General features: G+C 64.8%; 21 protein-coding genes. 13 read left to right on the forward strand and 8 right to left on the reverse strand.

Annotated elements, in window-relative coordinates:
• The first annotated feature begins 169 nt into the window (after window positions 1–169).
• Window positions 170–1,111: a LysR substrate-binding domain-containing protein gene (locus IGS74_RS16305; protein ID WP_192387496.1), complete on the forward strand. Its 942-nt coding sequence runs from the start codon at window positions 170–172 to the stop codon at window positions 1,109–1,111.
• A gap of 12 nt (window positions 1,112–1,123) precedes the next feature.
• On the opposite strand, the gene IGS74_RS16310 is transcribed toward IGS74_RS16305, so the two are convergent.
• Window positions 1,124–2,002, reverse strand: a complete 879-nt coding sequence (locus IGS74_RS16310; RefSeq protein ID WP_192387498.1) for a LysR family transcriptional regulator — start codon at window positions 2,000–2,002, stop codon at window positions 1,124–1,126.
• 85 nt (window positions 2,003–2,087) lie between these two features.
• On the opposite strand from IGS74_RS16310, the gene IGS74_RS16315 reads away from it, so the two are divergent.
• Entirely contained in the window at window positions 2,088–3,338 is a 1,251-nt protein-coding gene (locus IGS74_RS16315) for an MFS transporter (protein ID WP_192387500.1), read from the forward strand.
• Here the strand turns inward: IGS74_RS16315 and IGS74_RS16320 are convergent.
• From IGS74_RS16320 to IGS74_RS16335, 4 genes are all read right to left on the reverse strand, one after another.
• Window positions 3,313–4,104: a CoA ester lyase gene (locus IGS74_RS16320; RefSeq protein ID WP_192391849.1), complete on the reverse strand. Its 792-nt coding sequence runs from the start codon at window positions 4,102–4,104 to the stop codon at window positions 3,313–3,315. The two genes, IGS74_RS16315 and IGS74_RS16320, sit on opposite strands and share 26 nt — an antisense overlap.
• Window positions 4,101–5,264, reverse strand: a complete 1,164-nt coding sequence (locus IGS74_RS16325; RefSeq protein ID WP_192387502.1) for an acyl-CoA dehydrogenase family protein — start codon at window positions 5,262–5,264, stop codon at window positions 4,101–4,103. Before IGS74_RS16325 ends, IGS74_RS16320 begins: the two co-directional genes overlap by 4 nt.
• A 141-nt stretch (window positions 5,265–5,405) precedes the next feature.
• Window positions 5,406–6,479 (reverse strand): tartrate dehydrogenase, encoded by a 1,074-nt coding sequence (locus IGS74_RS16330; RefSeq protein WP_192391850.1) that lies wholly within the window; start codon window positions 6,477–6,479, stop codon window positions 5,406–5,408.
• 26 nt (window positions 6,480–6,505) lie between these two features.
• A complete protein-coding gene (locus IGS74_RS16335) occupies window positions 6,506–7,468 on the reverse strand; it encodes a tripartite tricarboxylate transporter substrate-binding protein (RefSeq protein ID WP_192387504.1) in 963 nt (320 codons plus the stop codon).
• A gap of 170 nt (window positions 7,469–7,638) precedes the next feature.
• Between IGS74_RS16335 and IGS74_RS16340 the strand changes: the two genes are divergently transcribed.
• From IGS74_RS16340 to IGS74_RS16380, 9 genes are all read left to right on the forward strand, one after another.
• The gene (locus IGS74_RS16340) at window positions 7,639–8,376 is read left to right on the forward strand and encodes a GntR family transcriptional regulator (protein WP_192387506.1); all 738 of its coding nucleotides are present in this window, start codon (window positions 7,639–7,641) and stop codon (window positions 8,374–8,376) included.
• Between the two features lie 62 nt (window positions 8,377–8,438).
• Window positions 8,439–9,179: an SDR family NAD(P)-dependent oxidoreductase gene (locus IGS74_RS16345; protein ID WP_192387508.1), complete on the forward strand. Its 741-nt coding sequence runs from the start codon at window positions 8,439–8,441 to the stop codon at window positions 9,177–9,179.
• 129 nt (window positions 9,180–9,308) lie between these two features.
• Complete coding sequence (locus IGS74_RS16350) at window positions 9,309–10,376, forward strand: ABC transporter ATP-binding protein (RefSeq protein ID WP_192387510.1); 1,068 nt, start codon at window positions 9,309–9,311, stop codon at window positions 10,374–10,376.
• A gap of 31 nt (window positions 10,377–10,407) precedes the next feature.
• Window positions 10,408–11,451, forward strand: coding sequence for an extracellular solute-binding protein (locus IGS74_RS16355; protein WP_039191927.1), 1,044 nt, complete (start codon window positions 10,408–10,410; stop codon window positions 11,449–11,451).
• Window positions 11,452–11,461: 10 nt separating this feature from the next.
• Window positions 11,462–13,186, forward strand: coding sequence for an iron ABC transporter permease (locus IGS74_RS16360; RefSeq protein ID WP_192387512.1), 1,725 nt, complete (start codon window positions 11,462–11,464; stop codon window positions 13,184–13,186).
• Between the two features lie 109 nt (window positions 13,187–13,295).
• The gene (locus IGS74_RS16365) at window positions 13,296–13,982 is read left to right on the forward strand and encodes an FCD domain-containing protein (RefSeq protein ID WP_192387514.1); all 687 of its coding nucleotides are present in this window, start codon (window positions 13,296–13,298) and stop codon (window positions 13,980–13,982) included.
• A gap of 103 nt (window positions 13,983–14,085) precedes the next feature.
• Complete coding sequence (locus tag IGS74_RS16370; protein ID WP_192387516.1) at window positions 14,086–15,498, forward strand: MmgE/PrpD family protein; 1,413 nt, start codon at window positions 14,086–14,088, stop codon at window positions 15,496–15,498.
• Window positions 15,499–15,562: 64 nt separating this feature from the next.
• The gene (locus IGS74_RS16375) at window positions 15,563–16,906 is read left to right on the forward strand and encodes an MmgE/PrpD family protein (protein ID WP_192387518.1); all 1,344 of its coding nucleotides are present in this window, start codon (window positions 15,563–15,565) and stop codon (window positions 16,904–16,906) included.
• A gap of 12 nt (window positions 16,907–16,918) precedes the next feature.
• Complete coding sequence (locus IGS74_RS16380) at window positions 16,919–18,013, forward strand: isocitrate/isopropylmalate family dehydrogenase (RefSeq protein WP_192387520.1); 1,095 nt, start codon at window positions 16,919–16,921, stop codon at window positions 18,011–18,013.
• Window positions 18,014–18,016: 3 nt separating this feature from the next.
• Here IGS74_RS16380 and IGS74_RS16385 read toward each other — a convergent pair whose 3' ends face one another.
• Together IGS74_RS16385 and IGS74_RS16390 are read right to left on the reverse strand one after the other, a co-directional pair.
• Window positions 18,017–19,240: a rhodanese-like domain-containing protein gene (locus IGS74_RS16385; RefSeq protein ID WP_192387522.1), complete on the reverse strand. Its 1,224-nt coding sequence runs from the start codon at window positions 19,238–19,240 to the stop codon at window positions 18,017–18,019.
• Window positions 19,241–19,243: 3 nt separating this feature from the next.
• On the reverse strand, window positions 19,244–20,167 hold the full coding sequence (locus IGS74_RS16390; protein WP_192387524.1) for an alpha/beta hydrolase: 924 nt from the start codon (window positions 20,165–20,167) through the stop codon (window positions 19,244–19,246).
• Between the two features lie 89 nt (window positions 20,168–20,256).
• Here IGS74_RS16390 and IGS74_RS16395 point away from each other — a divergent pair, with 89 nt between their 5' ends.
• Window positions 20,257–21,276 carry a 4-hydroxythreonine-4-phosphate dehydrogenase PdxA gene (locus tag IGS74_RS16395; RefSeq protein WP_192387526.1) on the forward strand — a complete coding sequence of 340 codons (1,020 nt, stop codon included), beginning with the start codon at window positions 20,257–20,259 and terminating at the stop codon, window positions 21,274–21,276.
• A gap of 10 nt (window positions 21,277–21,286) precedes the next feature.
• Here IGS74_RS16395 and IGS74_RS16400 read toward each other — a convergent pair whose 3' ends face one another.
• Entirely contained in the window at window positions 21,287–22,570 is a 1,284-nt protein-coding gene (locus IGS74_RS16400; RefSeq protein ID WP_192387528.1) for an Nramp family divalent metal transporter, read from the reverse strand.
• A 66-nt stretch (window positions 22,571–22,636) separates the two neighbouring features.
• Here IGS74_RS16400 and IGS74_RS16405 point away from each other — a divergent pair, with 66 nt between their 5' ends.
• Window positions 22,637–23,584, forward strand: a complete 948-nt coding sequence (locus IGS74_RS16405; RefSeq protein ID WP_192387530.1) for a DMT family transporter — start codon at window positions 22,637–22,639, stop codon at window positions 23,582–23,584.
• Window positions 23,585–23,778: the final 194 nt, after the last annotated feature.

Genomic DNA, 23,778 nt, shown 5'->3' on the forward strand with positions numbered 1-23,778 from the left:
CGCGAAACATCAAGCCATTTGAGCGGCACAATCGCCGCCGCCATTCACGCGCTCCAATACAGCTTCACGATGGCCGCCAGCACGTTTCGCGCTGCCCCCTCGACTTGGCGGGTCCGGTTGACATAGGAAAGCAGCCAATCCAGCACCATCGCAACCGGGATCGCTTCATTTGGATCTAAGGCAGCTTCGTTATTTCATCGGCATCGTCGAAGCCAAATCCTTCTCGCGCGCCGCCATTTCGCTGCGCGTTGCCCAGCCTGCGCTGTCCCTGCATGTGCGCAACATGGAAGCCGATCTCGGCACCGAGCTGCTGCTGCGCACGCCACAGGGCGTCGTGCCGACGGCGGCGGGCGAACTGCTCCTGGAGCGGGCAAGGCGTCTGGTGGCCGATTTCGAGGACATGAAGCGCCAGATATCGGAATCCGACAACGAACCGGCCGGCGAAGTGCGCCTCGGCCTTCCCGGCACGATCGGCGAATTGCTGTCGGTGCCGCTGATCCTGAAGACGCGTCAGGCCTATCCCCGCATCCATCTGACGGTGGCAGAGGCGATGAGCGGCTTCGTGCTGGAGTGGCTGGCCGAAGGGCGGGTCGACCTCGGGCTTCTCTATATCCCCGTCGACAGGCACGGCCTGCGCTCCGTCGCGCTGATTTCCGAAGAGCTCTGTCTGTTCGGCCCGGCGGAAGGCGTGGCAGGCTGTCCGCCGCCACAGGGCGGCACGGCGACCCTCGATGAAATCGGCCGGATGCCTCTGGTCCTGCCGGGTATCGGCCATGGGCTGCGCACGCTCGTGGATGCGGAAATGGAGCGCGCCGGGCTGGAGATCGCCACCGTCATCGACGTCGACTCCTATGGAGCGATCAAGGAACTGGTTGCGCAGCGGGTGGGATATTCGATCCTGCCCTTCAACGCCATCGCCCGGGAGGTCGAGGCCGGGCGCTTTCTGTCGTGGCAGGCCGGCCAGCCCGCTTTGTCGCGCAACGTGCATCTGGTGCAGCCCTTCGACCGGCCGACCGCCAAGGCGGCCGCCGCCATCGAGGCCCTGTGCCGGGAAACCCTTGCCGAACTCGTCGCATCGGGCCACTGGCGCGCCCGCCTGATCCACGGCTGATCCCGGCCGGCACTAACGGCGCAGGAGCTTCCAGAAATTCAGGGCCGTGGGCGGCGTTCGCTGGGCCGCATAGGCCACCGCCAGCGGTATCCCGGCATGGGCGTCGGAAAGCGGCCGGTAGACCACGCCGGCAAGGCCGATGCATCTCATGGATTCCGGCATCAGGGATATGCCAAGCGCCGCGGAAACGAGCGACAGGATCGAGGCGATATGCGGCGCTTCGCGTCCGATGCGCGGCTCGAAGCCGGCTTCGCGGCACAGATCCAGCGTAACGTCTCGCAAGCCCCGCCCCACCTCGCGCGGGGTCAGGATCAAGGGATCGTTCCGCAGGTCGATCAGCCTCAGCGTACTCCCTGAAGCCAGCGGGTGCCCTTCCGGAAGCGCGGCCATCAGCCGCTCGTCGATCACGGTGCGGAGGGTCAAAGTCGGGCGGTCCAGCCCGGCCGGCCGCACCAGCGCGATATCCAGTCGCCCTTCATCGATATGGCGGACCAGTTCCAGCGAATTAGCCTCTTCGATCCGCAATGCCACATCCGGGTAGAGCTGGCCGAAGCACCGGATACCGTCGGGCACGATCGGATTCAGCGCGGCGGTGGAGGTCATGCCGATGGCAAGCCTTCCGCCTTCTCCGCGCGCGGCCCTGCGGGCCGCCTTGGCGGCCTCGTGGGCTCGGTCCGGCATGCCGCCCACGCCATCCAGAAATGCCCGTCCCGCCTCCGTCAGTTCGGCCCCGTGCGGACGACGATAGAACAGGGCGGCGCCTATTTCCCGCTCCAGGTCCTTGATCTGCATGCTCAGCGGCGGCTGCCCGATGCCGAGCCGCTCGGCGGCGCGGGTGAAGTTGCCTTCCTGTGCCACCGCCAGGAAGTAACGGATGTGGCGCAGTTCCATCCCATATATTCCGTATATCGCAAAAACCCTTTCCATATATTAGCCGCATGGAGGCCATCGGGATATACCGGTGACAGAGGTTTCGATGTCACAGCTCACTGCGTCTTCCGTAGTTTCCGTCCAGGCCATGCCGCAGGGCCAGCCGGGCGAAGGCTGGATCCGGTCCGGCACGGTGGAGCATCGCCGCGCCGGAATGGCCCTTTTCCTCGCGGGTTTTGCAAGCTTTTCGCTCATCTATTGCGTCCAGCCCCTGCTGCCTTCCTTCGCCGAGGATTTCGGCATCGGGGCCGCGCGGAGCTCCCTCGCCTTGTCGCTGACCACCGGGCTGCTCGCCTTTTCGATCATGGCCGCAGGCGCCCTGTCGCAGGCCGTCGGACGGCGCGAATTGATGTTCGCATCCATGCTGCTTGCCGCCGCGCTCAATCTGGCCGCGGCCTTCGCACCCGGCTGGAACGGCTTTCTGGCGGCACGCGCGCTGGAAGGGATCGTGCTTGGCGGTGTGCCGGCCGTGGCCATGGCCTGGCTGGCGGAAGAAATACACCCGTCCCATCTGGGACGGACCATGGGCCTCTACGTCGCCGGCACCGCCTTCGGCGCGATGATCGGTCGTGTCGGCATGGGGCTGATGACGGAAATCACCTCCTGGCGCGTGGCGCTGGCAACGCTGGGAATCCTGTGCATTCTCTCGGCCATCGGTTTCCTGATGCTGCTGCCGCGGTCCCGAAACTTCGTTCCACAGCCCGGCCTGTCCCTGCAATTTCACCTTCGCGCCTGGGGCGACCACCTGCGCAACCGCAACCTGTGGCGTCCCTACGCCACCGGCGCCATCCTGACAGGCGTATTCGTCACACTGTTCAACTACGCTACATTCCGGCTGGCAGGCGCACCGTTCGGCTTCGACCAGACACAGATCAGCTTCATTTTCCTGGCCTTCGCCATCGGCTGCGTGTCCTCGACATTGGCGGGGCGGCTGGTAGGCCGGTTCGGCCGCCGCACCATGCTGGTGGCCGGCTTCGCGATCATGCTCGCCGGGGTCGGGCTGACGCTGTCGGCCGCCCTGCCGGTCATCATCCTCGGCATCGTGCTGGTGACCGTCGGCTTCTTCATCAACCACTCGGTCACGAGCAGCAGCGTGGGGCCGTTGGCCGGGCGCAACCGGGGCCACGCGGCATCGCTTTACCTGTTGTTCTACTATCTGGGCGCCAGCATCATTGGCTGGCTCGGCGGGTGGTTCTGGCAAGCGGGCGGCTGGCCCGCCGTCGTCGGACTGACAGCCGCGCTGACCCTGTCGGGCCTCGTCCTTTCCGTCGCTACACCGACCGCCGCGCGCGGCTGAGAAGCGCCTCGGCACGCAGGCGCACGGGCGCGTCGACCATCGCTCCATCGACCTTGGACGCGCCATCGGCGGCAGCGACGACACGGCGGGCCCACGCGATCTCGGCCGCATCCGGCATCAGGCCGGCAAGAGCGGGCGCCACCTGACGCGGGTGGATCAGCAGCTTGCCACCAAAACCGAGTTCTCGCGCGTGGCGGGCATCGCTCTCGATGGCTGAGGCATCGTCGATGGCGGTCGTCACCCCGTCCAGCGGCGCTGCGATACCGGCCAGGCGCGAGGCCAGCACGATCTCGCATCGCGCGGCCGACAGCGCCTCACGCGTATGGGCGCATCCGAGATCGGCGCAGAAATCGATGGAGCCGAACGCCAGCAGGACGACGCTGTCCAGGGCGGCCAGGGCTCGCGCGTCGGCCAGCCCGCGCGCGGTTTCCACCAGCGCGATCACCGGCTTGTCGCCCAACGCGGCGGCAAACCCGCGTCCCATCTCGGCCTTCGGCACCATCACCGCCGCAATATCCAGCCCGGCAACCGCCGCCATGTCGGCGGCGTGCCACTGCGTGCCGGGTGCGTTCACCCGCACGATGATGGGCACGCTTCCGAACCCGGCGCGCAGCGCAGCGCGGGCTGCCTCCTTGTCGTCGGCGGCGACGGCATCCTCAAGGTCGATGATGATGGCGTCGGCACCGGATGCGGCTGCCTTCTCGAACCGCTCCGGGCGATTGCCCGGCACGAAAAGCGGCGCGGCAAGCTGCAGGCGCGTCATCAGAACGACCTCGGCAGGCCCAGGACATGCTCCGCCACATAGGAGAGGATCAGGTTGGTCGAGATAGGCGCGACCTGATAGAGACGCGTTTCGCGGAACTTGCGCTCGATGTCGTATTCGGCCGCGAAACCGAAGCCGCCATGGAACTGAAGACAGGCGTTCGCGGCCTCCCACGATGCCTTGGCCGCCAGATACTTGGCCATGTTGGCCTCGGTGCCGCAGGGCCGGTTCTCGTCATAGAGGCGGCAGGCCTCGAAGCGCATGAGGTTGGCGGCCTCGACCTCGATGAAGCTTTCGGCGATGGGAAACTGCACGCCCTGGTTCTGCCCGATCGGCCGGCCGAAAACGACCCGTTCCTTCGTGTAGGCCGTCACCTTGTCGATGAACCAGTAGCCGTCGCCGATGCATTCGGCCGCGATCAGCGCGCGCTCGGCGTTGAGGCCGGTGAGGATATACTTGAAACCCTGCCCCTCCTCTCCGATCAGGTTTTCCGCCGGGATTTCCAGATTGTCGAAGAACAGTTCGTTCGTCTCGTGGTTCACCATGTTCAGGATCGGCTGAACGCTCATGCCGTTGCCGATGGCGTCCTTCAGGTCGACGATGAAGATCGACATGCCTTCGGACTTCTTCCTGACCTGATCGAGCGGCGTCGTCCGCGCCAGGAGGATCATCAAGTCGGAATGCTGGATACGGGAAATCCAGACCTTCTGGCCATTGATGACGTAGCGGTCGCCCTTGCGGACGGCCGTCGTCTTGATCTTCGTCGTGTCGGTGCCTGTGGTCGGCTCCGTCACGCCCATGGACTGGAGGCGCAGCTCGCCGGCGGCGATGCGCGGCAGGTATTTCTGCTTCTGTTCGTCCGAGCCGTGCCGCACCAGCGTATTCATGTTGTACATCTGGCCATGGCACGCACCGGAATTGCCGCCGGCGCGGTTGATCTCCTCCATGATGACGGAGGCTTCCGTCAGGCCGAGGCCCGAGCCGCCGTATTCCTCGGGGATCAGCGCCGCCATCCAGCCGGCTCTGGTCAACGCATCGACGAAGGCTTCGGGATAGCCGCGCTCCTCGTCGATCTTGCGGTGGTACTCGGCCGGAAACTCCGCGCACAGGGCGCGCACGGCCTCGCGGATGTCCGTAAACTGCTCGCTTCCCACCGTCTTCATGCCGTCTCCCCGCGAAAGGCTCGTGTGTTCGTTGCGGCGAGTGGTATCAAAGGGCGAAGGGCGGCACGAATAGACAATTGCGCGCCGCCATATAACTTTCCGCTATGAAACGGGCCTTCCCGCCTGGTGCTTCGTCCGCCCTCAGATATTGGAGGCGCGGATCGCTTCGCAGACCGCGTCCGTCACCTCCTGCGTCGTGGCGCTGCCGCCGATGTCCGGGGTCATGACTCCGTCGCCCGTTACCGTCTCCACCGCCTGCATCAGGCGGGTCGCGGCCCTGCCTTCGCCTAGATGCTCCAGCATCTGCGCCGCCGTCCAGAATGTCGCAACCGGGTTGGCGATCCCCTTGCCCGTTATATCGAATGCCGAACCGTGGATCGGCTCGAACATCGAGGGATAGCGCCGCTCCGGATCGATGTTGGCAGTCGGCGCAACGCCGAGGCTGCCGGCCAGGGCGCCGGCGAGGTCGGACAGGATGTCGGCATGCAGGTTGGTGGCGACGATCGTATCCAGGCTTCGTGGATTGAGCGTCATGCGGACCGTCATCGCATCCACCAGCATCTTGTCCCAGGTCACGTCGGGAAATTCGGCCGCCACTTCCGCGGCGATCTCGTCCCACATCACCATGCCGTGGCGCTGCGCATTGGATTTGGTGACGACTGTCAGAAACTTCCTCGGCCGGGACCGGGCCAGGCGGAACGCGTATCGCATGATGCGCGTCACCCCGACCCGGGTGAAGATGGCGACTTCCGTTCCCACTTCCTCCGGAAGGCCCTTATGGGCGCGCCCGCCATGGCCGGAATACTCGCCCTCGGAATTTTCCCGCACGATCACCCAGTCGAGGTCGCCGGGGCCGACGCCGGCCAGCGGAGACACGATGCCGGGCAGAATCCGCGTCGGCCGCACATTGGCATATTGGTCGAAGCCCTGGCAGATCGGCAGCCGCAGGCCCCACAGGGTGATATGGTCCGGCACGTCCGGCGCTCCGACGGCGCCGAAGAAGATCGCATCATAGGCTTTCAGCGTGTCGATGCCGTCATCCGGCATCATGCGGCCATTGGCCTTGTAATAGGCCGAGCCCCAATCGAACTGCGTGACGTCGAGCCTGAACGTGCCCTCGCGCCGCTCCAGGGATTCCAGAGCCTGCAATCCGGCCGCGATGACTTCCGGGCCGATCCCATCCGCCGGGATCGCTGCGATCTTGTACGTATTCAACTTGTTCATCCCTCGTCCCTGGCCCTTTACTGGGCCGGCGTTTCCAAAGAGCCGATCAGCCGTGTCCACCGCTCGACCTCTGATCTGAAATGCGTATCCAGCGCTTCCGGCGTGGCCGCCTCGTCGGCTACGGGTACGGTGCCCAGAGCCGCGAAGCGCTCCTTTACGGTGGCGTCATGAAGCGCGGTGCGCAGCGCCTCCGCCAGCCGATGGCGGATATCGTCCGGCGTTCCGGCCGGCGCCCACAGCGCATGCCAGGCGGTGATCTCGAAACCGTCGACGCCGCTTTCCGCAACGGTCGGCAGGTCGGGAAACCGGTCGATGCGCGTACGCGTCGTCACCGCATAGGGCTTTACCTCGCCGCTTTCGATCTGGTTCGCCGTGTTGGTGGTCTGGTCGCACATGAGGTCGATCTGGCCTCCCATAAGATCCGTCATGGCCGGGCCGGTCCCCTTGTAGGGAACGACGACCATCTCGGCCCCCAGCGCATCCGAAAGCAACATGCCGCACAGATCGGACACGGCCCCCACGCCCGCCGTCCCGAAGCTCAACGCCTCTCCGCCCCGAAGAGCCTCGATCAGGCCTGCGATATCGGCGGCGGGCAGGTCCTTTCGCCCGACGATCGCCATAGGCACCTCGGTAATAAGGCCAATGGACGAAAAGTCGCTCGTCGGTTCGTATGGCAGTTGCGGATAGAGCGCCGAGAATGTCGCGACCCCGACATGGTACAGCAGCAGCGTGTACCCGTCCGGAGCGGCCCGCGCGGCCTGCCCCGCCCCCAGGGAGCCGCCTGCTCCACCGAGGTTCTCCACCAGCACCTGCTGGCCGAGCGTTTCTCCCATCGATTGGGCGACAAGCCGCGCCACCGTGTCGCTCGGCCCTCCCGCGGCCGCCGGCACGATGATCGTGATGGGTTTGTCGGGAAATGCCCATGCCGGTCCCGCCAGTACCAGCGCCGCCAAAGCAGAGCCTGCCATTATCGCCTTCATCCATGATCCTCCCGACCCGGAGCCGGTTGTCCGGCTTCTATGCATACTTGCATGCATGTTTGAATTTATGTTGATAGGGATTGCCCGCCGTTGTCAATCCGGTATCGATCCGCTTTGATCCTGCCTTCGGATCCCGGAGCGTCACGGCGCTGCACAACCGATGGAACACAATGCCCCGTCCCCCAAAGTCCGGTTCTGCGTCGCCGCTCTCGTATCGCCTGGGGAAGACGTCGGAAGACACGCCGGGCGCCGGCCTTGCGAATGCCGCCTATACGGCGATCAAGGAGGCGATCCGATCCAACCGCTTCGAACCCGGATATCATGCCGGCGAAGTGGAGATCGCCCGCCAGCTCGGCATGAGCCGCACTCCGGTCCATCAGGCAATGGCGCGCCTTCAGGAAGAAGGTCTCGTGCGGATACAGCCCAAGCGCGGCATCCTGATCTGTGGCCTGTCCCCCGCCGAACTTGCCGATGCCTACGAGATCGTGGTGGCGCTGGAGGGCGCGGCGGCCGAGCGTCTCGCCGGGCAGCCGGTGGAAACCCGGCGGGCAACGGCCGACAAGCTGGCGGCCCTGACCGATCGAATGGAAGCGGCGTTGCAGGACGACGACCTGACGGGCTGGGCGGCCGCCGACGAAGAGTTCCACGAAACCCTTGTCGTTGGCTGCGGCAATACCCGGCTGCGAAGAATGGCCGGCACGATCGAGGACCAGTTGCATCGCGCGCGCATGTTCACCCTGAAACTCCGCCCCTTGCCGGTTGACTCCGCCGGGCAGCACCGCGCGATCGTCGACGCGCTGCGGGGTGGCGACGCCGCTGCGGCGCGGGAAGCGGCGGCGTCGCATCGCCGGGCAGCCTGCGCTGCGATACTGCCGCTCGTGCGCAAACTCGGCCTGTCGCGCCTCTAAGTCCCTTGAATTGTCGACAGTTTTCAATTCATGTGAATCATCGACGAAACTGGAGTCTGACGATGTCGAATGCAATACAGCGGTCTGTTCTGGTCACCGGCGCGTCCCGCAATATCGGGCGGGAGATTGCGCTTGCCTTCGCACGCGACGGCGCTTTCGTACTCGTCCATGCCGGGCAGGACGAGACGGCCGCAAAGGAGACGGCCGATCTCGTCGAGCAGGCCGGAGGCAAGGCGGCAGTCGCCATCGGCGACCTGGCCGACCCTGAGACTCCTGCCAGGCTCGTGCACGAGGCGGTCCAGTCGTCCGGCCGGTTGGATGTCGTCGTCGCCAATGCGGCGATCAGGCCCGAAGCGAGTTTCGAGACATTGCGCTTCGAAGAATGGCGCCGGGTCATGGCGCTTGCGCTGGACAGCGTGTTTCTGCTGGCTCAGGCGGCGCTTCCTCACCTGCGGCAGGGCACCCATCCGTCCTTTATCGCCATCGGCGGCATGACGGGCCAGAGCGGCGCCAAGGGCCGCCCCCACGTCGTGGCGGCCAAGGCCGGCGTATCTGGCCTCGTCAAGGCGCTCGCCCATGAGGTCGGCAACGACGGGATTACGGTCAATTGCGTTTCGCCCGGCCTGATACACACGCAGCGCCAGGGGCCGGAGCCTGCCCATCACGCGGAAAGGCGCAACCCGTTGCGGCGCCTTGGAACCGCGTCGGAAGTGGCCGCGGCCGTCCATATGCTGGCCGGTCCGGAGGCCCGCTTCATCACCGGCCAGACGCTTCATGTGAATGGGGGCGCGTTGATGCCCTGATATACCGCCACCTGCGGTGCACCGCACCACGGCCCGCAAATAGTAATCTGTTGACAGTTTTCAGTGCGAGTCCTAACGTCCCTGTCATGCAACGCCGGAAGAAGCGATCGCATCACGGGAGGCAAGAAATTGGCATTCCTCGAACTTGACAGGCTTATCAAGAATTATGGGGACTTCCAGGCGGTGCGCGGCATCGACCTGGCCGTCGAACGGGGCAAGCTGGTGTGCCTTCTGGGTCCGTCCGGCTGCGGCAAGACGACGACCCTGCGGTTGATCGCAGGGTTCGTGCCGGCGTCGGGCGGCGCAATTCGGGTGGGCGGGCGCGTCATATCCTCGGGCGCGTCCACTGTCGCGCCGGAAGACAGGAATATGTCGATGATCTTCCAGAGCTACGCGCTCTGGCCTCATATGACGGTCTTCAACAACGTTGCCTATGGCCTCAAGCTGCGCAGGATGAAGGGCGACGAGGTGAAGGCCCGCGTCCACGAAATTCTCAACGCCACGAAGCTGACGCCGCTGGCCGATCGATATCCGGGCGAGTTGTCCGGCGGACAGCAGCAGCGCGTATCCCTGGCCCGGGCGTTGGTGATCAAGCCGCAGATCCTGCTTCTGGATGAGCCGCTGTCCAACCTGGACGCCAATCTTCGCGAGGAGATGCGCTTCGAGATCCGCCGCCTGCATGACGAGTTCCGCTACACCACCGTCTACGTCACGCATGACCAGGCCGAAGCCATGACGACGGCGGACATGATCGTCGTCATGAACGATGGTCGCATCGAGCAGGCCGGGTCGCCGGAGGACATCTATGAGCGGCCGGAAACCGAATTCGTGGCCAACTTCATCGGCGGCACGAACATCCTTCGGGGCGATCGTGGGCCGGGCGACAGCGTGATCGGCGATACCGGCATCGTGTTGCGCTGCGGCAGCGGCGAGCGGGCGGCCAATGGCAAGACAGCGGTCTCCATCCGGCACCACAACATCAACCTGTCGCCGCGCAAGCCGGCGGATACGCAAACCAATACCGCCAACGGCATCGTGCAGCGGCAGATCTACCTTGGCTCGCACCGGGACTATCTGGTCTCGCTGCCCAACCAGGAGACGATCCGCGCCGTGGCGCCGGTGGATGTGGAGATACCGGTCGGCCAGGAGGTCTGGCTGGAATTTCCGCCGCAGCACTGCCGCGCGCTGGCGCGCTGAAAACAAAAGAAAATAAGGGAGGAAAGACAAAATGTGGTTGAAGCATCTGTCCGCCACTCTGATGGCCTTTGCCCTGGGCGGCGCATCCGCGCTGGCGCAGGCGCCGGAGCCCTATGAGATCACACCCGAACTGGTCGAAGCGGCCAAGGCCGATGGCAAGGTCGTCTTCTATACGGCGACGGATGTCGCGGTTGCCGAGCAGCTGGCCCAGCTTTTCCGCAAGTCCTATCCGGAGATCCAGGTCCAGGTTGAGCGCGCGGGTTCCGAGCGCGTCTTCCAGCGGATCGGCCAGGAATATATGAGCGGCATCTACAATGCCGACGTGATCGAAACATCGGACTCAGTCCATTTCGAGTATTTCAAGCGGGAAGGCTGGCTCGAGCCGATGGTCCCCAAGTCCGTGGCCGACCTTTGGCCCGAAGAGGAAAAAGACCCGGACGGCAATTTCGCGGCTTACCGCGCCCATCTCTCGGTGCTCGCCTACCGCTCCGATCTCGTCGATGCCGCCGACGCGCCAAAGACATGGACCGACCTTCTGGACCCGAAATACAAGGGCAAGATGGTCAAGGCCCATCCCGGCTATTCCGGCACCGTCATGACGGCCACCTTCGCCCTCAGCGAATTGCTCGGCTGGGAATTCTTCGAGAAGCTCGGCTCCCAGGACGTCATGCAGGTGCAGTCCTCGACGGAACCGCCCAAGAAGCTGGCGCAGGGCGAGCGATCCATCGAGATCGACGGCAACGAGTACAATATCTTCCGCCTGAAGGATGAAGGCGTCCCGATCGAGATCGTCTATCCCGAAGAAGGTACGCCCCTGGCGGTCGGCAACGCGGCCGTCCTGAAGAACGCGCCCAACGCGGATGCCGCCAAGTTGTTCTACGCCTTCCTGTTCTCCAAGGAAGCGCAGCAGCTGAACAGCGATTCCGGTGGCCTGCGCTCCTTCCACCCGGAGGTCGTCGAGAAGGCGGGCAGGACGCCCCTTTCCGATATCAAGGTGCTGCAGATCGATCCGCTGAAGCTCGAAGAGCAGATCGATACGATCAAGGGCAATTACGAACAGTATTTCGGCACGTGAGGGCGCATCGATGACCGCCGTGATCGCGCAGGAAATGCAAGGTCGGCGCAAGCGCGTCGACCTTTCATGGGCCGTCTTCGGGCTGCTGGCCGGACTTCTCAGCGTCCTCGTCCTGCTGCCGCTGTTCTGGCTTCTCTATTACAGCTTCCGCTCCGACAGGGGCGGCGGCTTCACCCTGTCCAACTTCGCCGCGCTGATAACCGATCCGACGCTGACGAAAGCCTATGGCCTCGCCTTGGGCATGTCCCTGGCGGTGGGCGTGGCATGCTGTGCCGTGGCAACGCCCATGGCCTGGCTTGTGGCGAGGACGGATCTTCCCGGGCGGCGGCTCATTCGCATTCTGGTGACGGCATCCTTCGTGACGCCGCCCTTCCTTGGCGCGGTGGCCTACGAAATCATCGCCGCTCCGAATTCGGGCCTCGTCAACGTCGCCTATCGCAACCTGTTCGGCCTCGATCGCTCGGCCCATCTGGTGAACATCTACACCTTCACCGGGCTCGTCTTCGCCATCGCGTGCTTCACCTTTCCCTATGTCTTCACGCTGGTGTCCAACGCGCTCGACAAGGTCCCCTCCGACCTGGAGGACGCCTCGTCCATCCTGGGCGGCCGCGCCATGACCACGCTGCGCAAAGTCACCATACCGATGGTGCTGCCCGCCATGCTGGCCGGCACGCTGATCGCCATCCTGCAGGCCCTGACCATGTTCGGTTCGCCTGCCATCATCGCCCTCCCCGCCGGCTTCCACGTCATCACGACCAAGATCTGGAGCCTGTTCCAGTTTCCGCCCAAGCCGGGGCTGGCAGCGGCGGCTGCCATTCCACTGCTCATCATCACCGTCATGCTGCTGCGGGCGCAGCGCTCCATTCTGGGGCGGCGGGGCTATACGGTCCTTGGCGGCAAAAGCGGCACGCCGCGCATAACCAAGCTCGGCAAATGGAAATGGCTCGCCGTCACCTTCGCGCTTACCGTCCTGTCGCTGACCATCTTCCTGCCCTATGCGGCAATCGTGAAGACGGCTTTCACCAATACCGTCGGAGATTCCCTTACTTTAGAAAACCTGACGCTCCGGCACTGGAACTTCGTGCTCTTCGAATTTTCGGCGACGCAGCTCGCGTTGCGCAACACGTTTTTCCTGGGGGTCGTCACGGCGACGATCGTCACGGGCATCGCGCTGCTGGTTTCCTACCTCGTATCGCGGCGCTCCATGCCCGGGGCCCAGTATCTCGGGGTACTGGCGACGGCGCCGATCGCCATTCCCGGGATCGTGCTGGGCGTCGGATTGTTCCTGTCCTACGCCAACCCGACGTTCCAGCTCTACGGAACGCTCTGGATCCTGCTCATCGCCTTCATGACGATCGAGCTTCCAGCGGGCTACCAGCAGATGTCATCGGCATTTGCCGGTGTCCATCCCGAATTGGAGGAGGCAGGGCGCATCATGGGGGCGTCGCGGCTGAAGACCCTATGGGACATAACAGCGCCCCTGCTCCGCACCAGTGTCGTCGCGGCATGGTGCTTCGTGTTCGTCGGCACGATCCGTGAACTGTCGGCAACGATCCTGCTGACGACGGCCAACACCAAGCTCGTCTCCGTCATCATCTACGATCTCAACGAAAGCGGCGATCTGGGTGCGATCTGTGTCCTTGGCATCATCCTGCTGGTCGCCTCGTTCAGTGTGGTATACGTGGCGAACAAGGTTCCGGTGCTGGGTGGCTCCCAGATGAACGCGCGGGGCTGACGCGGCCGCCGCAACATGCACTAGTATTGCCAAGACTGACTTAGTCAGGCAGGGAGCGGCGTCCATCCGGACGCCGCTCCATCGACCCGCAACCGTTCATGGTTTCCTGATGTCCAAGCTCACCGATACCAATCTTTCCGCCATCGATTTCCTGCGCACGCGCTCCCTTGCGAATGTCGTGCAGGCGGAAATCGAGCGGATGATCATCGATGGCGAACTGAAGCCCAATGAGCGCGTCAACGAAAATGGCCTCTCGCAGCGCCTCGGCGTCAGCCGGGGCCCCATCCGCGAAGCATGCAGCGCGCTGGCGGCCATGGGCCTGATCGAGATCATCCCCAATCGCGGCTTCTTCATCAGGGCCCTCACCAATGACGAGGCGCAGGACCTGTCCGAGGCGCGCGCCAGCGTATTCGGCTGCCTCGCCATGATGGCGGCGGAACGCATCACCGACGACGAGATCGCATCGTTGCGGGTGCTGACGGACCGGATGGACGAGGTGGCGTCCCTCAACGACGTGCACATCTACTACCCGATCAACCTGGAATTTCACCGCCGCATCACCGAGCTCGGCGGCAACAAGCGGCTGGCCCTCATCTACCAGAGCTTCGTTCGGGAATTGCATATCCAACGCTATCGCGCCTTATCCAGCACCGATGTGCTCCAGGTCTCGAACGAAGAGCACAAGGCCATCGTGGAGGCCCTCGCCACCCGCGATCCGGCGCGCGCGCTGAACGCCGCCCGAGGCCACATCATCAACGGCATCACCCGGACGCGGCAGGCCAAGGAACCGCGCTAGCCACCGACGGGGCGCCCGCCAGTGTCAAACTTTATCGTCGTTTGTTGACAATTTACAGTTTTCATCAGAATGTCGATCAACGACAGAGAATCAGGGAGTGAACATGAATCAGATGGCCCCCGTTAAGACCGGCCTGACCGCGGAAGTCGCGGAGTTCGTTGTGCGCACCGACGGCTCGACCCTTTCGGAGGAGCTCGTCGCCATTGGCAAGAAATCCATCCTGGACGGTTTCGGCCTGGCGCTTTCCGGCTCCGTGGCGCGCTCCGGTGCCCTGGTCCGCCGCCACCTGGACGACCTGTCGCTCGGCGAAGGGCAGGCCACGGTCATCGGGGCGGGACGCAAGGTCGCGCCCCGCTTCGCGGCTTTCGCCAACGGCGTCGGCATCCATGCGGACGACTATGACGATACCCAGCTCGCTGTCGCCAAGGACAGGGTCTACGGCCTCCTGACCCATCCGACGGCGCCGGCGCTTCCGGCGGCGCTGGCCATGGCCGAAGCAACAGGTGCATCCGGCGCGGATTTCATGCTGGCCTATCATCTGGGCGTCGAGGTGGAGTGCAAGATCGCCGAGGCGATCAACCCCCGGCACTACCAGACCGGTTTCCACGCAACGGCGACCTGCGGCACCTTCGCGGCGGCGGCGGCGGCATCGCGGCTTTCAGGCTTCGACGTGGAAACGACGCAGCGCGCCCTGTCCATCGCGGGCAGCCAGTCGGCCGGGCTCCGCGAGAACTTCGGCACGATGACCAAGCCCTTCCATGCCGGCAAGGCCTCGGAAAGCGGCGTCGCGGCGGCGCAGTTCGCGGCCTATGGATGGACGGCGACATCGAAGATCCTGGAAGCGCCGCGCGGCTTCTTCTCGGCGGCAGGCGGCGGCTACGACCCGGCGGCCATCGAGGGGCGCCTCGGCAAGCCGTGGACCTTCGTAGACCCGGGCGTATCGATCAAGCCGCATCCATCGGGCTCGCTGACCCATCCAGGCATGACGGAGATGCTGCGCCTCATCCGGGAAAACGGCATTCGCGCCGAAGATGTGGTGCACGTTCGCGTCGGCACCAATTCCAACATGCCGAACGCGCTGATCCACCATCGGCCCACAGATGAGCTTCAGGCGAAGTTCTCGATGGAGTTCTGCATGGCGATCCTGCTTCTGGAGGGGCGCGCCGGGCTTGCGGAATTTACCGACGAGGTCGTCGCCCGCGAGGACGTCAAGGCCATGATCGAGAAGGTCGATTTCGTCGTCGACGACGAGGCGGAGGCCGCCGGCTACCATCTCATGACGACGATCATCGACATCGACCTGAAGGACGGCCGACGCATCTCCGGCCGCGCGGATTTCGGCAAGGGTTCGCCGGCATTTCCGATGAGCTACGACGAGGTTGCGGACAAGTTCCGGGAGAATGCGGGCTTTGCCGGGATGAGCCGGCAGAAGGCAGACGAGATCGTCGGGCTCGTCCGCGATCTGGAGACGCTGCCGAGCGTCGATCCCATCACCAGGCTGCTGATAACGGTCTGATCCGCCGCATGGGGCGCGGCATCGGACGCGCCCCTCCCGCCGCGCCCAAAATCTCGGAAACATCATGGAACAGACAGACGTTACCCGCCAGCTCGCGCGCTGGATCGTCGGGCTCGATGCCGATGCCATTCCCGATACGGTACGCCAGGAAGGCGTGCGGACATTCGTGAACTGGTTCGGCTGTGCGCTCGGGGGCGCTTCGCATGAAACGGTCGACAGGGCGCTTGCGGCCGTCAGACCGTTCTCCGGTCAGGCGAGCGCCCAAATTATCGGGCGAAGCGACCGGCTCGACGCGCTCCACGCGGCGCTCGTCAACGGCATCTCCTCGCATGTGCTGGACTATGACGATACCCACCTGAAGACGATCATTCATCCGGCCGGCCCTGTCGCCTCGGCCATCCTTGCGGTGGCGGAAGGGCGCGGCGTCAGCGGACGGGACTTCCTGACCGCGCTGATCGCCGGCATCGAGGTGGAATGCCGTATAGGCAACAGTGTCTACCCCGATCATTACGACAGGGGCTGGCATATCACCGGCACGGCCGGCGTCTTCGGCGCGGCAGCGGCGACGGGCCGGCTCCTCGGTCTGTCGGAGCGGCAGATGACATGGGCTTTGAGCCTGGCTGCGACACAGGCATCGGGCCTGCGCGAGATGTTCGGCACGATGACCAAGAGCTTCCATCCGGGGCGTGCGGCGCAGAACGGCGCGATGGCTGCCTTTCTGGCGGCCGCCGACTTCGATTCCTCGGAACGCGGCATCGAGGCGCCGCGCGGCTTTGCCAATGTCCTGTCCACGAAGCAGGATTACGACGAGATCCTCGGCGGCCTCGGCGAGCGGTGGGAAGCCGCGCTGAACTCCTACAAGCCCTTTGCCTGCGGCATCGTCATCCATCCGACGATCGACGGTTGCCAGCAACTGCGCGAGCGGCTGGCGCAGGACGGCGGCGACATCGCCTCGGTTCATCTGCGCACTCATCCGCTCGTGCTCGAGCTGACCGGCAAGAAGACACCGCGCACCGGGCTGGAAGGAAAATTCAGCGTCTATCACGCGGCGGCGGTGGCGCTGCTGCACGGCGACGGATCCCCGACAGCCTTCACCGACGCCATCGTGGCGGATCCGGAAGTCATCGCCCTGCGCGACAAGGTGGAGGCCGTCGCCGATCCGGCGATGCCCGAGGACGCCGTCTTCATCCGCATCGCCCTGGCCGATGGCCGGACGGTCGAGCTGGATGTGCCCCACGCCATAGGCAGCATCGAGCGGCCTTTGTCCGACGCCGCGATCTCGGAGAAATTCGACAGGCAGGCCGCTCTGGTGGTCGGCGCCGACAAGGCCGACAGGCTGCTGCAATCGGCCTGGCAGATCGGCTCGAGCGCGGATGCAGGGTCCATCGCGCGCGACAGCGCCCACTGAGGAGGCAGTCTCATGACGCAATTGAAGATCGGCATCCTCGAAGGCGACGACATCGGCCACGAGATCGTGCCGGCCGCGGTGGCGGCGGTGAAAGCCGCCGCGCGCGCCAGCGGCCTGGCGATCGATTGGCGGCCCTTCCCGATCGGCCGGCGCGCGCTGGACACGCTCGGCACCACGCTGCCGCAAGACACGCTGGAGGAACTCGCCAGGCTCGACGGATTCATCCTCGGCCCGATCGGGCATCAGGCCTACCCCAAGGTCGACGGCGCCATCAATCCGCATCCGATCATGCGAAAGCACTTCAACCTTTTCGCCAATGTCAGGCCGACGCGGGCTTTTCCCGGCCTCGGTGCGCTGCGCGACGATATCGACCTCGTGATCGTGCGCGAGAACAACGAGGGCTTCCAGCCGGACCGCAACGTGGTTGCCGGCTCCGGCGAATTCCGGCCGACGGAAGACACCACGATCTCCGTCCGCGTGATAACGCGCCAGGGCTCTGCCCGCGTTGCCCGCGCCGCCTTCCAGATCGCGCGGCAGCGCCCCCGCAAGCATCTGACGGTCGTCCACAAGAACACGGTCTTCAAGCTGGGCTGCGGCATGTTCGTGGAAGAGTGCCACCGCGTCGCCGCCGAGTTTCCGGATGTGCGGATGGACGAGGTGATCGTGGATACGATGGCCCTTCGGCTCATCCGCGATCCGCAAAGCTTCGATACGATCGTCACCACCAACATGTTCGGCGATATACTGACCGACGAGGCGGCGGGGCTGGTCGGCGGCCTGGGAATGGCGCCCGGCCTGTGCATCGGAGAAGGTGCCATCGCCATGGCGCAGGCCACCCATGGCTCGGCCCCGGATATTGCCGGCAAGGGCATCGCGAACCCGTTTGCCATGATCGAATCCGCGCGGATGATGGTGGAATGGCTGGGGCACGATCGCGGCATCGGCGAGGCCGTGGAGGCCGCACGCCGGTTGCAATCGGCGATTGCGGTCGCGCTATCCGAGCCTTCCACCCGCACACGCGACATCAACGGCACGGGCGGAACGCAGGACATGCTGAACGGCATCGTCAGGGCCATCGGAAAGGAAGCCGGAGCGGCAGCCGCCTGATCGTCAGAATGGCGAGGGGCCGATGCGGAACTCGGCCCTTTCCTCCGCATCCAGCCGGCCGACCAGCCCCGTTTCCCATGCAAGATACCGCCTTGCCGCATCCAGGCTGTCATCCTGCGGAAGAGGTGGCGGAACGGCCCGGTCGTCCAGCGGCCTCGGCGTGGCCGACATCTCGGCCCCGATCAGCACATGCACTTCGAAATTCATCGCCGACAGGAACACGGCCGCCACCGCCGCACGCAGGCCCGTATCGTCCACCAGCACAAGCCGCGCCCGCCGGACGCCGATAAACCGGTCGGTCGCCTGCACCAGTTGGACGAGGGGCGCATGGACCCAATCGGCACCGCTGCCGGCCTCGAACTCCTCGCGCGAGCGGACATCGATCACGAAGGTCGTCCGGCCGGAGTCCGCCTGCATTGCCGAAACATCACCGGTTTCGATGCAGGACAAGCCTCTGCGGCGGATCAGATCCTGCGCCCTGGCGCGGCTGGCCCGCACGCCCTCGGCACCGAGCGGCGGGAGAGCCTGTGCGGTTGCGCCGCGTGTGAGGGAACGGCCCGACAGGAGCCACCCCCTCGTACCGTTCTCCAGCGCGTAAACCGGCTGCCGGAACCCTGCCAGCGCCACGCTGGCGGCCCCGACGATGCCCCGGGTCCGCCCAGCGCAGCAGACGACGACCGGCGCCTCGTCCGAGAGAAATTCCGCCGCCCGATGGACCAGCTCGCCATTCGGTGCGTTGCATGCGCCCGGTATCGTCGTGCGGCTGAAATCGTCGGCGGGGCGACCATCGAACAGATGAAACGCCCTGCTTTCAGATTGCCAGTCCGCAAGTGTATCCGCCCCTATGCGAGGCACCCGCCATTCGGCGTACAGAAGTTCGCCCAGCGTCTTGCTCGGCACGTTCACGCCCTCGTAGAGCGTGTAGCCGGCGTCGGCCCATGCCTGTACGCCGCCCTCGATCCACGAGACGTCACAATATCCGAATGCCGCCATCCGGTCGGCAGCTTCGGCCGCCGTGCCATCGCCTCCATCGACAAGCAGGACGGGGCAGTTGCGCCGGGGCGCCAGCCATCGCAGGTCCGCATCGAACCGGCCGACAGGACAGGGAGCCGCCAGGAGGGGATGGCCGGAGGCAAAGGGCACGGCATCGCGAATATCCAGAAACGCGATTTCGTCGGCGCCATGCACCCGGCGCTTGGCCTCGCCCGCGGAAATCGCACCGGCCATCGTTCAGGCAGCCGGATCGAAGAAGTCTGCGAAAGCGGCAAGCACGAGATCCGGCCTTTGCTCGGCCGGGTAATGACCCGTCTCGATGGCGTGGCCCCGCAGATCGTCCGCCCAGCGGCTCCAGCTTTCCAGCGGCTTCAGATGCCGGCCGACATGGCTGTTGCTGCCCCAGAGCACCAGGACGGGGCAGTCGATCTTGCGGCCGGCGGCCCTGTCCGCCGCATCCGTCCGATGGTCGACCGTCACCGTTGCGCGATAGTCCTCGCATACGGCGTGGATCTGCTCATGCGTCGTGCATCGCTTGTACTCGGCGAAGGCTTGCGGATCGAAGATCGAAAGACCGACGCCTTTCTTGTTGAGCTTATAGTCGATGTAATAATCGAGATCCGCTCCGATGAGCCGCTCTGGAAACGGCGCCTTCTGGGCCATGAAGAACCAGTGATAACTCTCCAGGCCCCACCCCAGCGTCACATCGGACAGAAGCTCATAGGTGGGCACGATGTCCAGTGCAGCCAGCCTGCTCACCGCCTCGGGTGCGTCGAGCGCCATCCGGAACGCAACGCGGGCGCCGCGGTCGTGGCCCGCAACCTGGAAGCGATCGAACCCCAGACTGCGCATCACCTCGATATTGTCCTGCGCCATGGCGCGAAAACTGTAGGCGGAATGGTCTTCGCCTCCATCGGGCTTGGAGCTGTCTCCGTACCCGCGCAGATCCGGGAGGACGACGGTGAACCGTTCCGCAAGCGAAGGCGCGACCTTGTGCCAGCTGACATGCGTCAGTGGATTGCCGTGCAACAGCAGCAGCGGGGGCCCACCTCCGCCGATGGCATAGTTGATGTCCGCTCCCGTCGTACGCAGCCTTCGGTGGTCGAAGCCCGGCAGCAGGCTGCCGGACGGATGGACCGCCGATTCCGCTTGTTGAGACATTGCTGTCCTCCGGATTTGTCGCCGACACCATCTTGCTTTGCTGTCCAAAATTGTCAACAGTTGATAATAGACAGTTATGGGAGGATTTTATGCCGCATCGACCGATCATCGCGCTTACGGCCGGCGACTGTACCGGGATCGGGCCGGAGCTCGTCGCCACGATCGTCGCGGAGCGAAGGGTCGCCGAGGACGCCCGCCTGTTGCTGATCGGAGATGCAAGGGTTTTCGAGGAGGGCCAGCGCCGTGCGGGAAAACCCTTCAGGATGCAGCCATGCCTCCACCCGGCTCAAGCGGACTGGAGCGGTGAGGCCATCCCGACGATCGATCTTGCAAACACCGATCCGTCGCACTTCCCCGTCGGGGTCGCGGATGCCAACTCCGGCAAGGCGACCGGCGATACGCTGAAGGCCGCGATCGACCTCGCCATCGCCGGTTCGGTCGACGCGGTCAGCTTCGCTCCCCTGAACAAGCGCGCTCTCTACGATGGCGGCTGGCGCTTTCCGGACGAACACAGGATGTTCGCCCATCTGCTGGGCCATCGCGGCCATTTCAGCGAGATGAATGTCCTCGGCCCGTGGTGGATGTCGCGCGTTACGTCGCATGTCTCCCTGCGGCAGGCGCTCGACCAGATCGACGCGACATCCATCCGCAACGCCATCCGCCTGGCGGTCGATACGATGCGGCGGGCCGGCATCGAGCAGCCGCGCCTTGCCGTTGCGGCACTCAATCCGCATGCCGGGGAAAACGGGCTGTTCGGCAGCGAGGAAATAGACACGATCGCGCCGGCCGTCGCGGCCATGGCGGCGGAAGGCTATGCCTGCGAAGGCCCCTTCCCCGCCGACACGGTCTATCTCAAGGCATTCGGCGGCGTATATGATGGCGTCCTTGCGATGTATCACGACCAGGGACAGATCGCGACCAAGCTGAAAGGCTTCAACCAGGGCGTGACGGTCACCGCCGGGCTTTCCACCGTCTTCACCACGCCGGCCCACGGCACGGCCTTCGATATCGCCGGCACGGGCAGCGCCGATGCGGGCGCAATGGAAGCCGCGCTGCGTCTCGCGGCGCGGCTTGCGGCACGACAGACCGCGGCTGAGGCCGCGGCCTGACGCTGAGCCCTCAACCGGCCACGAGCTGCCAGATTTCGTTGAGGCAGAGCACGATGAAGAGCGCCGCGGAAAGGCCGAGCAAGCCGTTCGAGACCCACCCGCTGCGCCATTCCGCCGGCATGCGGCTGGAATTCAGGAGTACGATCAGCGTCAGCGCAAGGAACGGCATGAAGAAGGCACCCAGTGCCCCATAGATGATGACCAGCAGGAATGGCCTGCCGAAGGCCAGAAGCACCATTGGAGGGATGGTCAGCCAGAACAGATAGAAGCGGAAGGCCGGGCTGGTCTGCAGGTCGGCGCGTTCGCCGGAGCCGCCGCGCAGGTTGCGCCAGAAGTCGGCGAACAGCAGCGACACGCCCTGCCACACCCCGAGAACGGAGGAGATGGCCGTGGCGAAGAAGCCGACCAGGAAGAGCTTCGACACAAAGACGCCGAACCGCTCTTCCAGCACCGCGTCGAGATCCAGCAACCCCCGGTCTCCCTCGGTCAGCGCGATCTGGGCCGTGTACAGAAGTTCCGCGCCGATGATAAGCATGGCAATGACGAACAGGCCGGTGACGCCGTAGGCGACCCGGTTGTCCAATCGCATGACGCCCATCCATTTCGGCGAACGCCAGCCTTTGGCATTCACCCAGTACCCGTAGGACGCCATGGTGATCGTGCCGCCGACGCCGCCGATCAGGCCCAGCGTATAGATGGCTGAGCCCTGCGGAACGCTGGGGATGAGGCCCATGAACGCTTCGCCGACATTCGGCGCCACCAGGATCGCGATGCCGATGACGATCACGAACATCACGCCGATAAAGACCTTCATGATGTTTTCGAAGACCTCGTAGCGGTTGAGCGCCACGAAGATCGCGCAGGAGATGCCGGTGATCATCGCCCATGCCCACAGCGGCAGGAACGGGAACAGCGCGGCCAGCGGCAGCGCGCTCGCACTCATGGCCGTCGCGCCGTAAACGAAGCCCCAGATCATGATGTAGATGCCGAAATACCAACTCGTCCATCGGCCAAGAGACCGCCACCCATCGAGGATGGTGGACCCTGTCGCCAGATGGTAGCGCGCCGATCCCTCCGCCAGGGCGATCTTGACGATGCAGCCGACGACAGCCGCCCACATCAAGGCATATCCAAAACGCGAACCGGCGATCAGGGTGGCGACCAGGTCGCCGGCGCCCACGCCGGTTGCGGCCGCCACGATGCCCGGGCCGATCAGTTTCCAGCGCCCGCGCCGAGGCGGGTCGCCGGCATCGGGAAATCCGGTCTCGTCGACCACGGCTCTGCTTTCCGACATCAGCTCTCGCTCACTCCAGTTTGACAAGTTGGTGACCTCAACCTAGAGCGGCGAGGGAGGTATGGAATGTCAAAAGACGATGTCGCGCGGCCGCGCGCCGCCCGGCGGCGCCTCCAGATCGCGCCGCTGATCCTCCTGACGCTGGCCGCCTGCTTCTGGGGCGGCAACGTCATTGCCGGCAAGCTCGCAGCCGGTACGCTGGGGCCGCTGTCGCTTTCCACCATGCGGTGGGCCCTGGCAGCGCTGGCCATTCTGCCCTTCGCGCTGCCGGGCCTGCGGCGGGACTGGCCGCACATTCGCGCCGGCATGGGCTGGCTTGCCTTCTACGGCATCATCGGCTTCACCAGTTTCAATGCGCTGCTGTACAGCGCCACGCTCTACACGTCCGGCATCAACGTCGCGATGATCCAGGCGGTCATCCCCGTCTTCGTGATGATCGGCAGTTTCTCGCTCTTCCGTGTCGGCAGCTCCGCCCTCCATCTGCTGGGCGCCGCCCTGGCGATCTACGGCGTTCTGCATGTCGCGTCCGAGGGCGCTCCTCAGCGCCTGCTCCAGCTTCATCTCAACATCGGCGACGTCATGATGGTACTCGGGTGCCTGTGCTATGCGGCGCATTCGCTGTGCCTGCGCTATCGGCCGCGCATCGGATGGCAGAGCTTCCTTCTGGTCACCAGCCTGTTCGCCGCGGTCTCGTCCCTCATCCTGCAGCTTCTGTTCGGCGGCGGCATAGGCAGCCTGGTATCCGATGTCGCGCGGCTGGATGGGGCCGGATGGACGATCGTCGCCTATACGACGCTTTTCGCCTCGATCCTGGCACAGATGTTCTACGTCAGCGGCGTGGAGGCGGTCGGAGCCAACCGGGCCAGCCTGTTCATCAACCTCGTCCCTGTCTTCGGCGCCCTCATGTCCGTCGCCATTCTGGGAGAGCGTATGGCGCCTTATCAATTCGTCGCGGCGCTTTTTATCGTTGCAGGCATCGGCCTTGCCGAATACTCCGCCGCACGCCGAAGGTGAGACTACGGCGCAACATTAGTTGCATTATTATCACGACTGTTACGTTCTGACACATACATGGCCTGAAAGCGGCAACTTCAAACTTGCTTGTGACGACGCAAAACATAACCGTCGGTTGCGGAAACCAAAGACAATAACCAAAGGTTTTCGACCGCCGAATCATAATATAAGGCGTCCTTACAAAAAATGTTCTG

It is taken from the genome of Aureimonas sp. OT7, from assembly GCF_014844055.1.
Classification (GTDB): Bacteria; Pseudomonadota; Alphaproteobacteria; order Rhizobiales; family Rhizobiaceae; genus Aureimonas; species Aureimonas altamirensis_A.

Excerpts from the sequence above, each read along its gene's own strand:
- IGS74_RS16310 (WP_192387498.1), bottom strand. The coding sequence starts at position 2,002 with ATGGAACTGCGCCACATCCGTTACTTCCTGGCGGTGGCACAGGAAGGC.
- IGS74_RS16315 (WP_192387500.1), top strand. The coding sequence starts at position 2,088 with ATGTCACAGCTCACTGCGTCTTCCGTAGTTTCCGTCCAGGCCATGCCG.
- IGS74_RS16325 (WP_192387502.1), bottom strand. The coding sequence starts at position 5,264 with ATGAAGACGGTGGGAAGCGAGCAGTTTACGGACATCCGCGAGGCCGTG.
- IGS74_RS16335 (WP_192387504.1), bottom strand. The coding sequence starts at position 7,468 with ATGAAGGCGATAATGGCAGGCTCTGCTTTGGCGGCGCTGGTACTGGCG.
- IGS74_RS16340 (WP_192387506.1), top strand. The coding sequence starts at position 7,639 with ATGCCCCGTCCCCCAAAGTCCGGTTCTGCGTCGCCGCTCTCGTATCGC.
- IGS74_RS16345 (WP_192387508.1), top strand. The coding sequence starts at position 8,439 with ATGTCGAATGCAATACAGCGGTCTGTTCTGGTCACCGGCGCGTCCCGC.
- IGS74_RS16355 (WP_039191927.1), top strand. The coding sequence starts at position 10,408 with ATGTGGTTGAAGCATCTGTCCGCCACTCTGATGGCCTTTGCCCTGGGC.
- IGS74_RS16360 (WP_192387512.1), top strand. The coding sequence starts at position 11,462 with ATGACCGCCGTGATCGCGCAGGAAATGCAAGGTCGGCGCAAGCGCGTC.
- IGS74_RS16365 (WP_192387514.1), top strand. The coding sequence starts at position 13,296 with ATGTCCAAGCTCACCGATACCAATCTTTCCGCCATCGATTTCCTGCGC.
- IGS74_RS16370 (WP_192387516.1), top strand. The coding sequence starts at position 14,086 with ATGAATCAGATGGCCCCCGTTAAGACCGGCCTGACCGCGGAAGTCGCG.
- IGS74_RS16375 (WP_192387518.1), top strand. The coding sequence starts at position 15,563 with ATGGAACAGACAGACGTTACCCGCCAGCTCGCGCGCTGGATCGTCGGG.
- IGS74_RS16380 (WP_192387520.1), top strand. The coding sequence starts at position 16,919 with ATGACGCAATTGAAGATCGGCATCCTCGAAGGCGACGACATCGGCCAC.
- IGS74_RS16385 (WP_192387522.1), bottom strand. The coding sequence starts at position 19,240 with ATGGCCGGTGCGATTTCCGCGGGCGAGGCCAAGCGCCGGGTGCATGGC.
- IGS74_RS16390 (WP_192387524.1), bottom strand. The coding sequence starts at position 20,167 with ATGTCTCAACAAGCGGAATCGGCGGTCCATCCGTCCGGCAGCCTGCTG.
- IGS74_RS16395 (WP_192387526.1), top strand. The coding sequence starts at position 20,257 with ATGCCGCATCGACCGATCATCGCGCTTACGGCCGGCGACTGTACCGGG.
- IGS74_RS16400 (WP_192387528.1), bottom strand. The coding sequence starts at position 22,570 with ATGTCGGAAAGCAGAGCCGTGGTCGACGAGACCGGATTTCCCGATGCC.
- IGS74_RS16405 (WP_192387530.1), top strand. The coding sequence starts at position 22,637 with ATGTCAAAAGACGATGTCGCGCGGCCGCGCGCCGCCCGGCGGCGCCTC.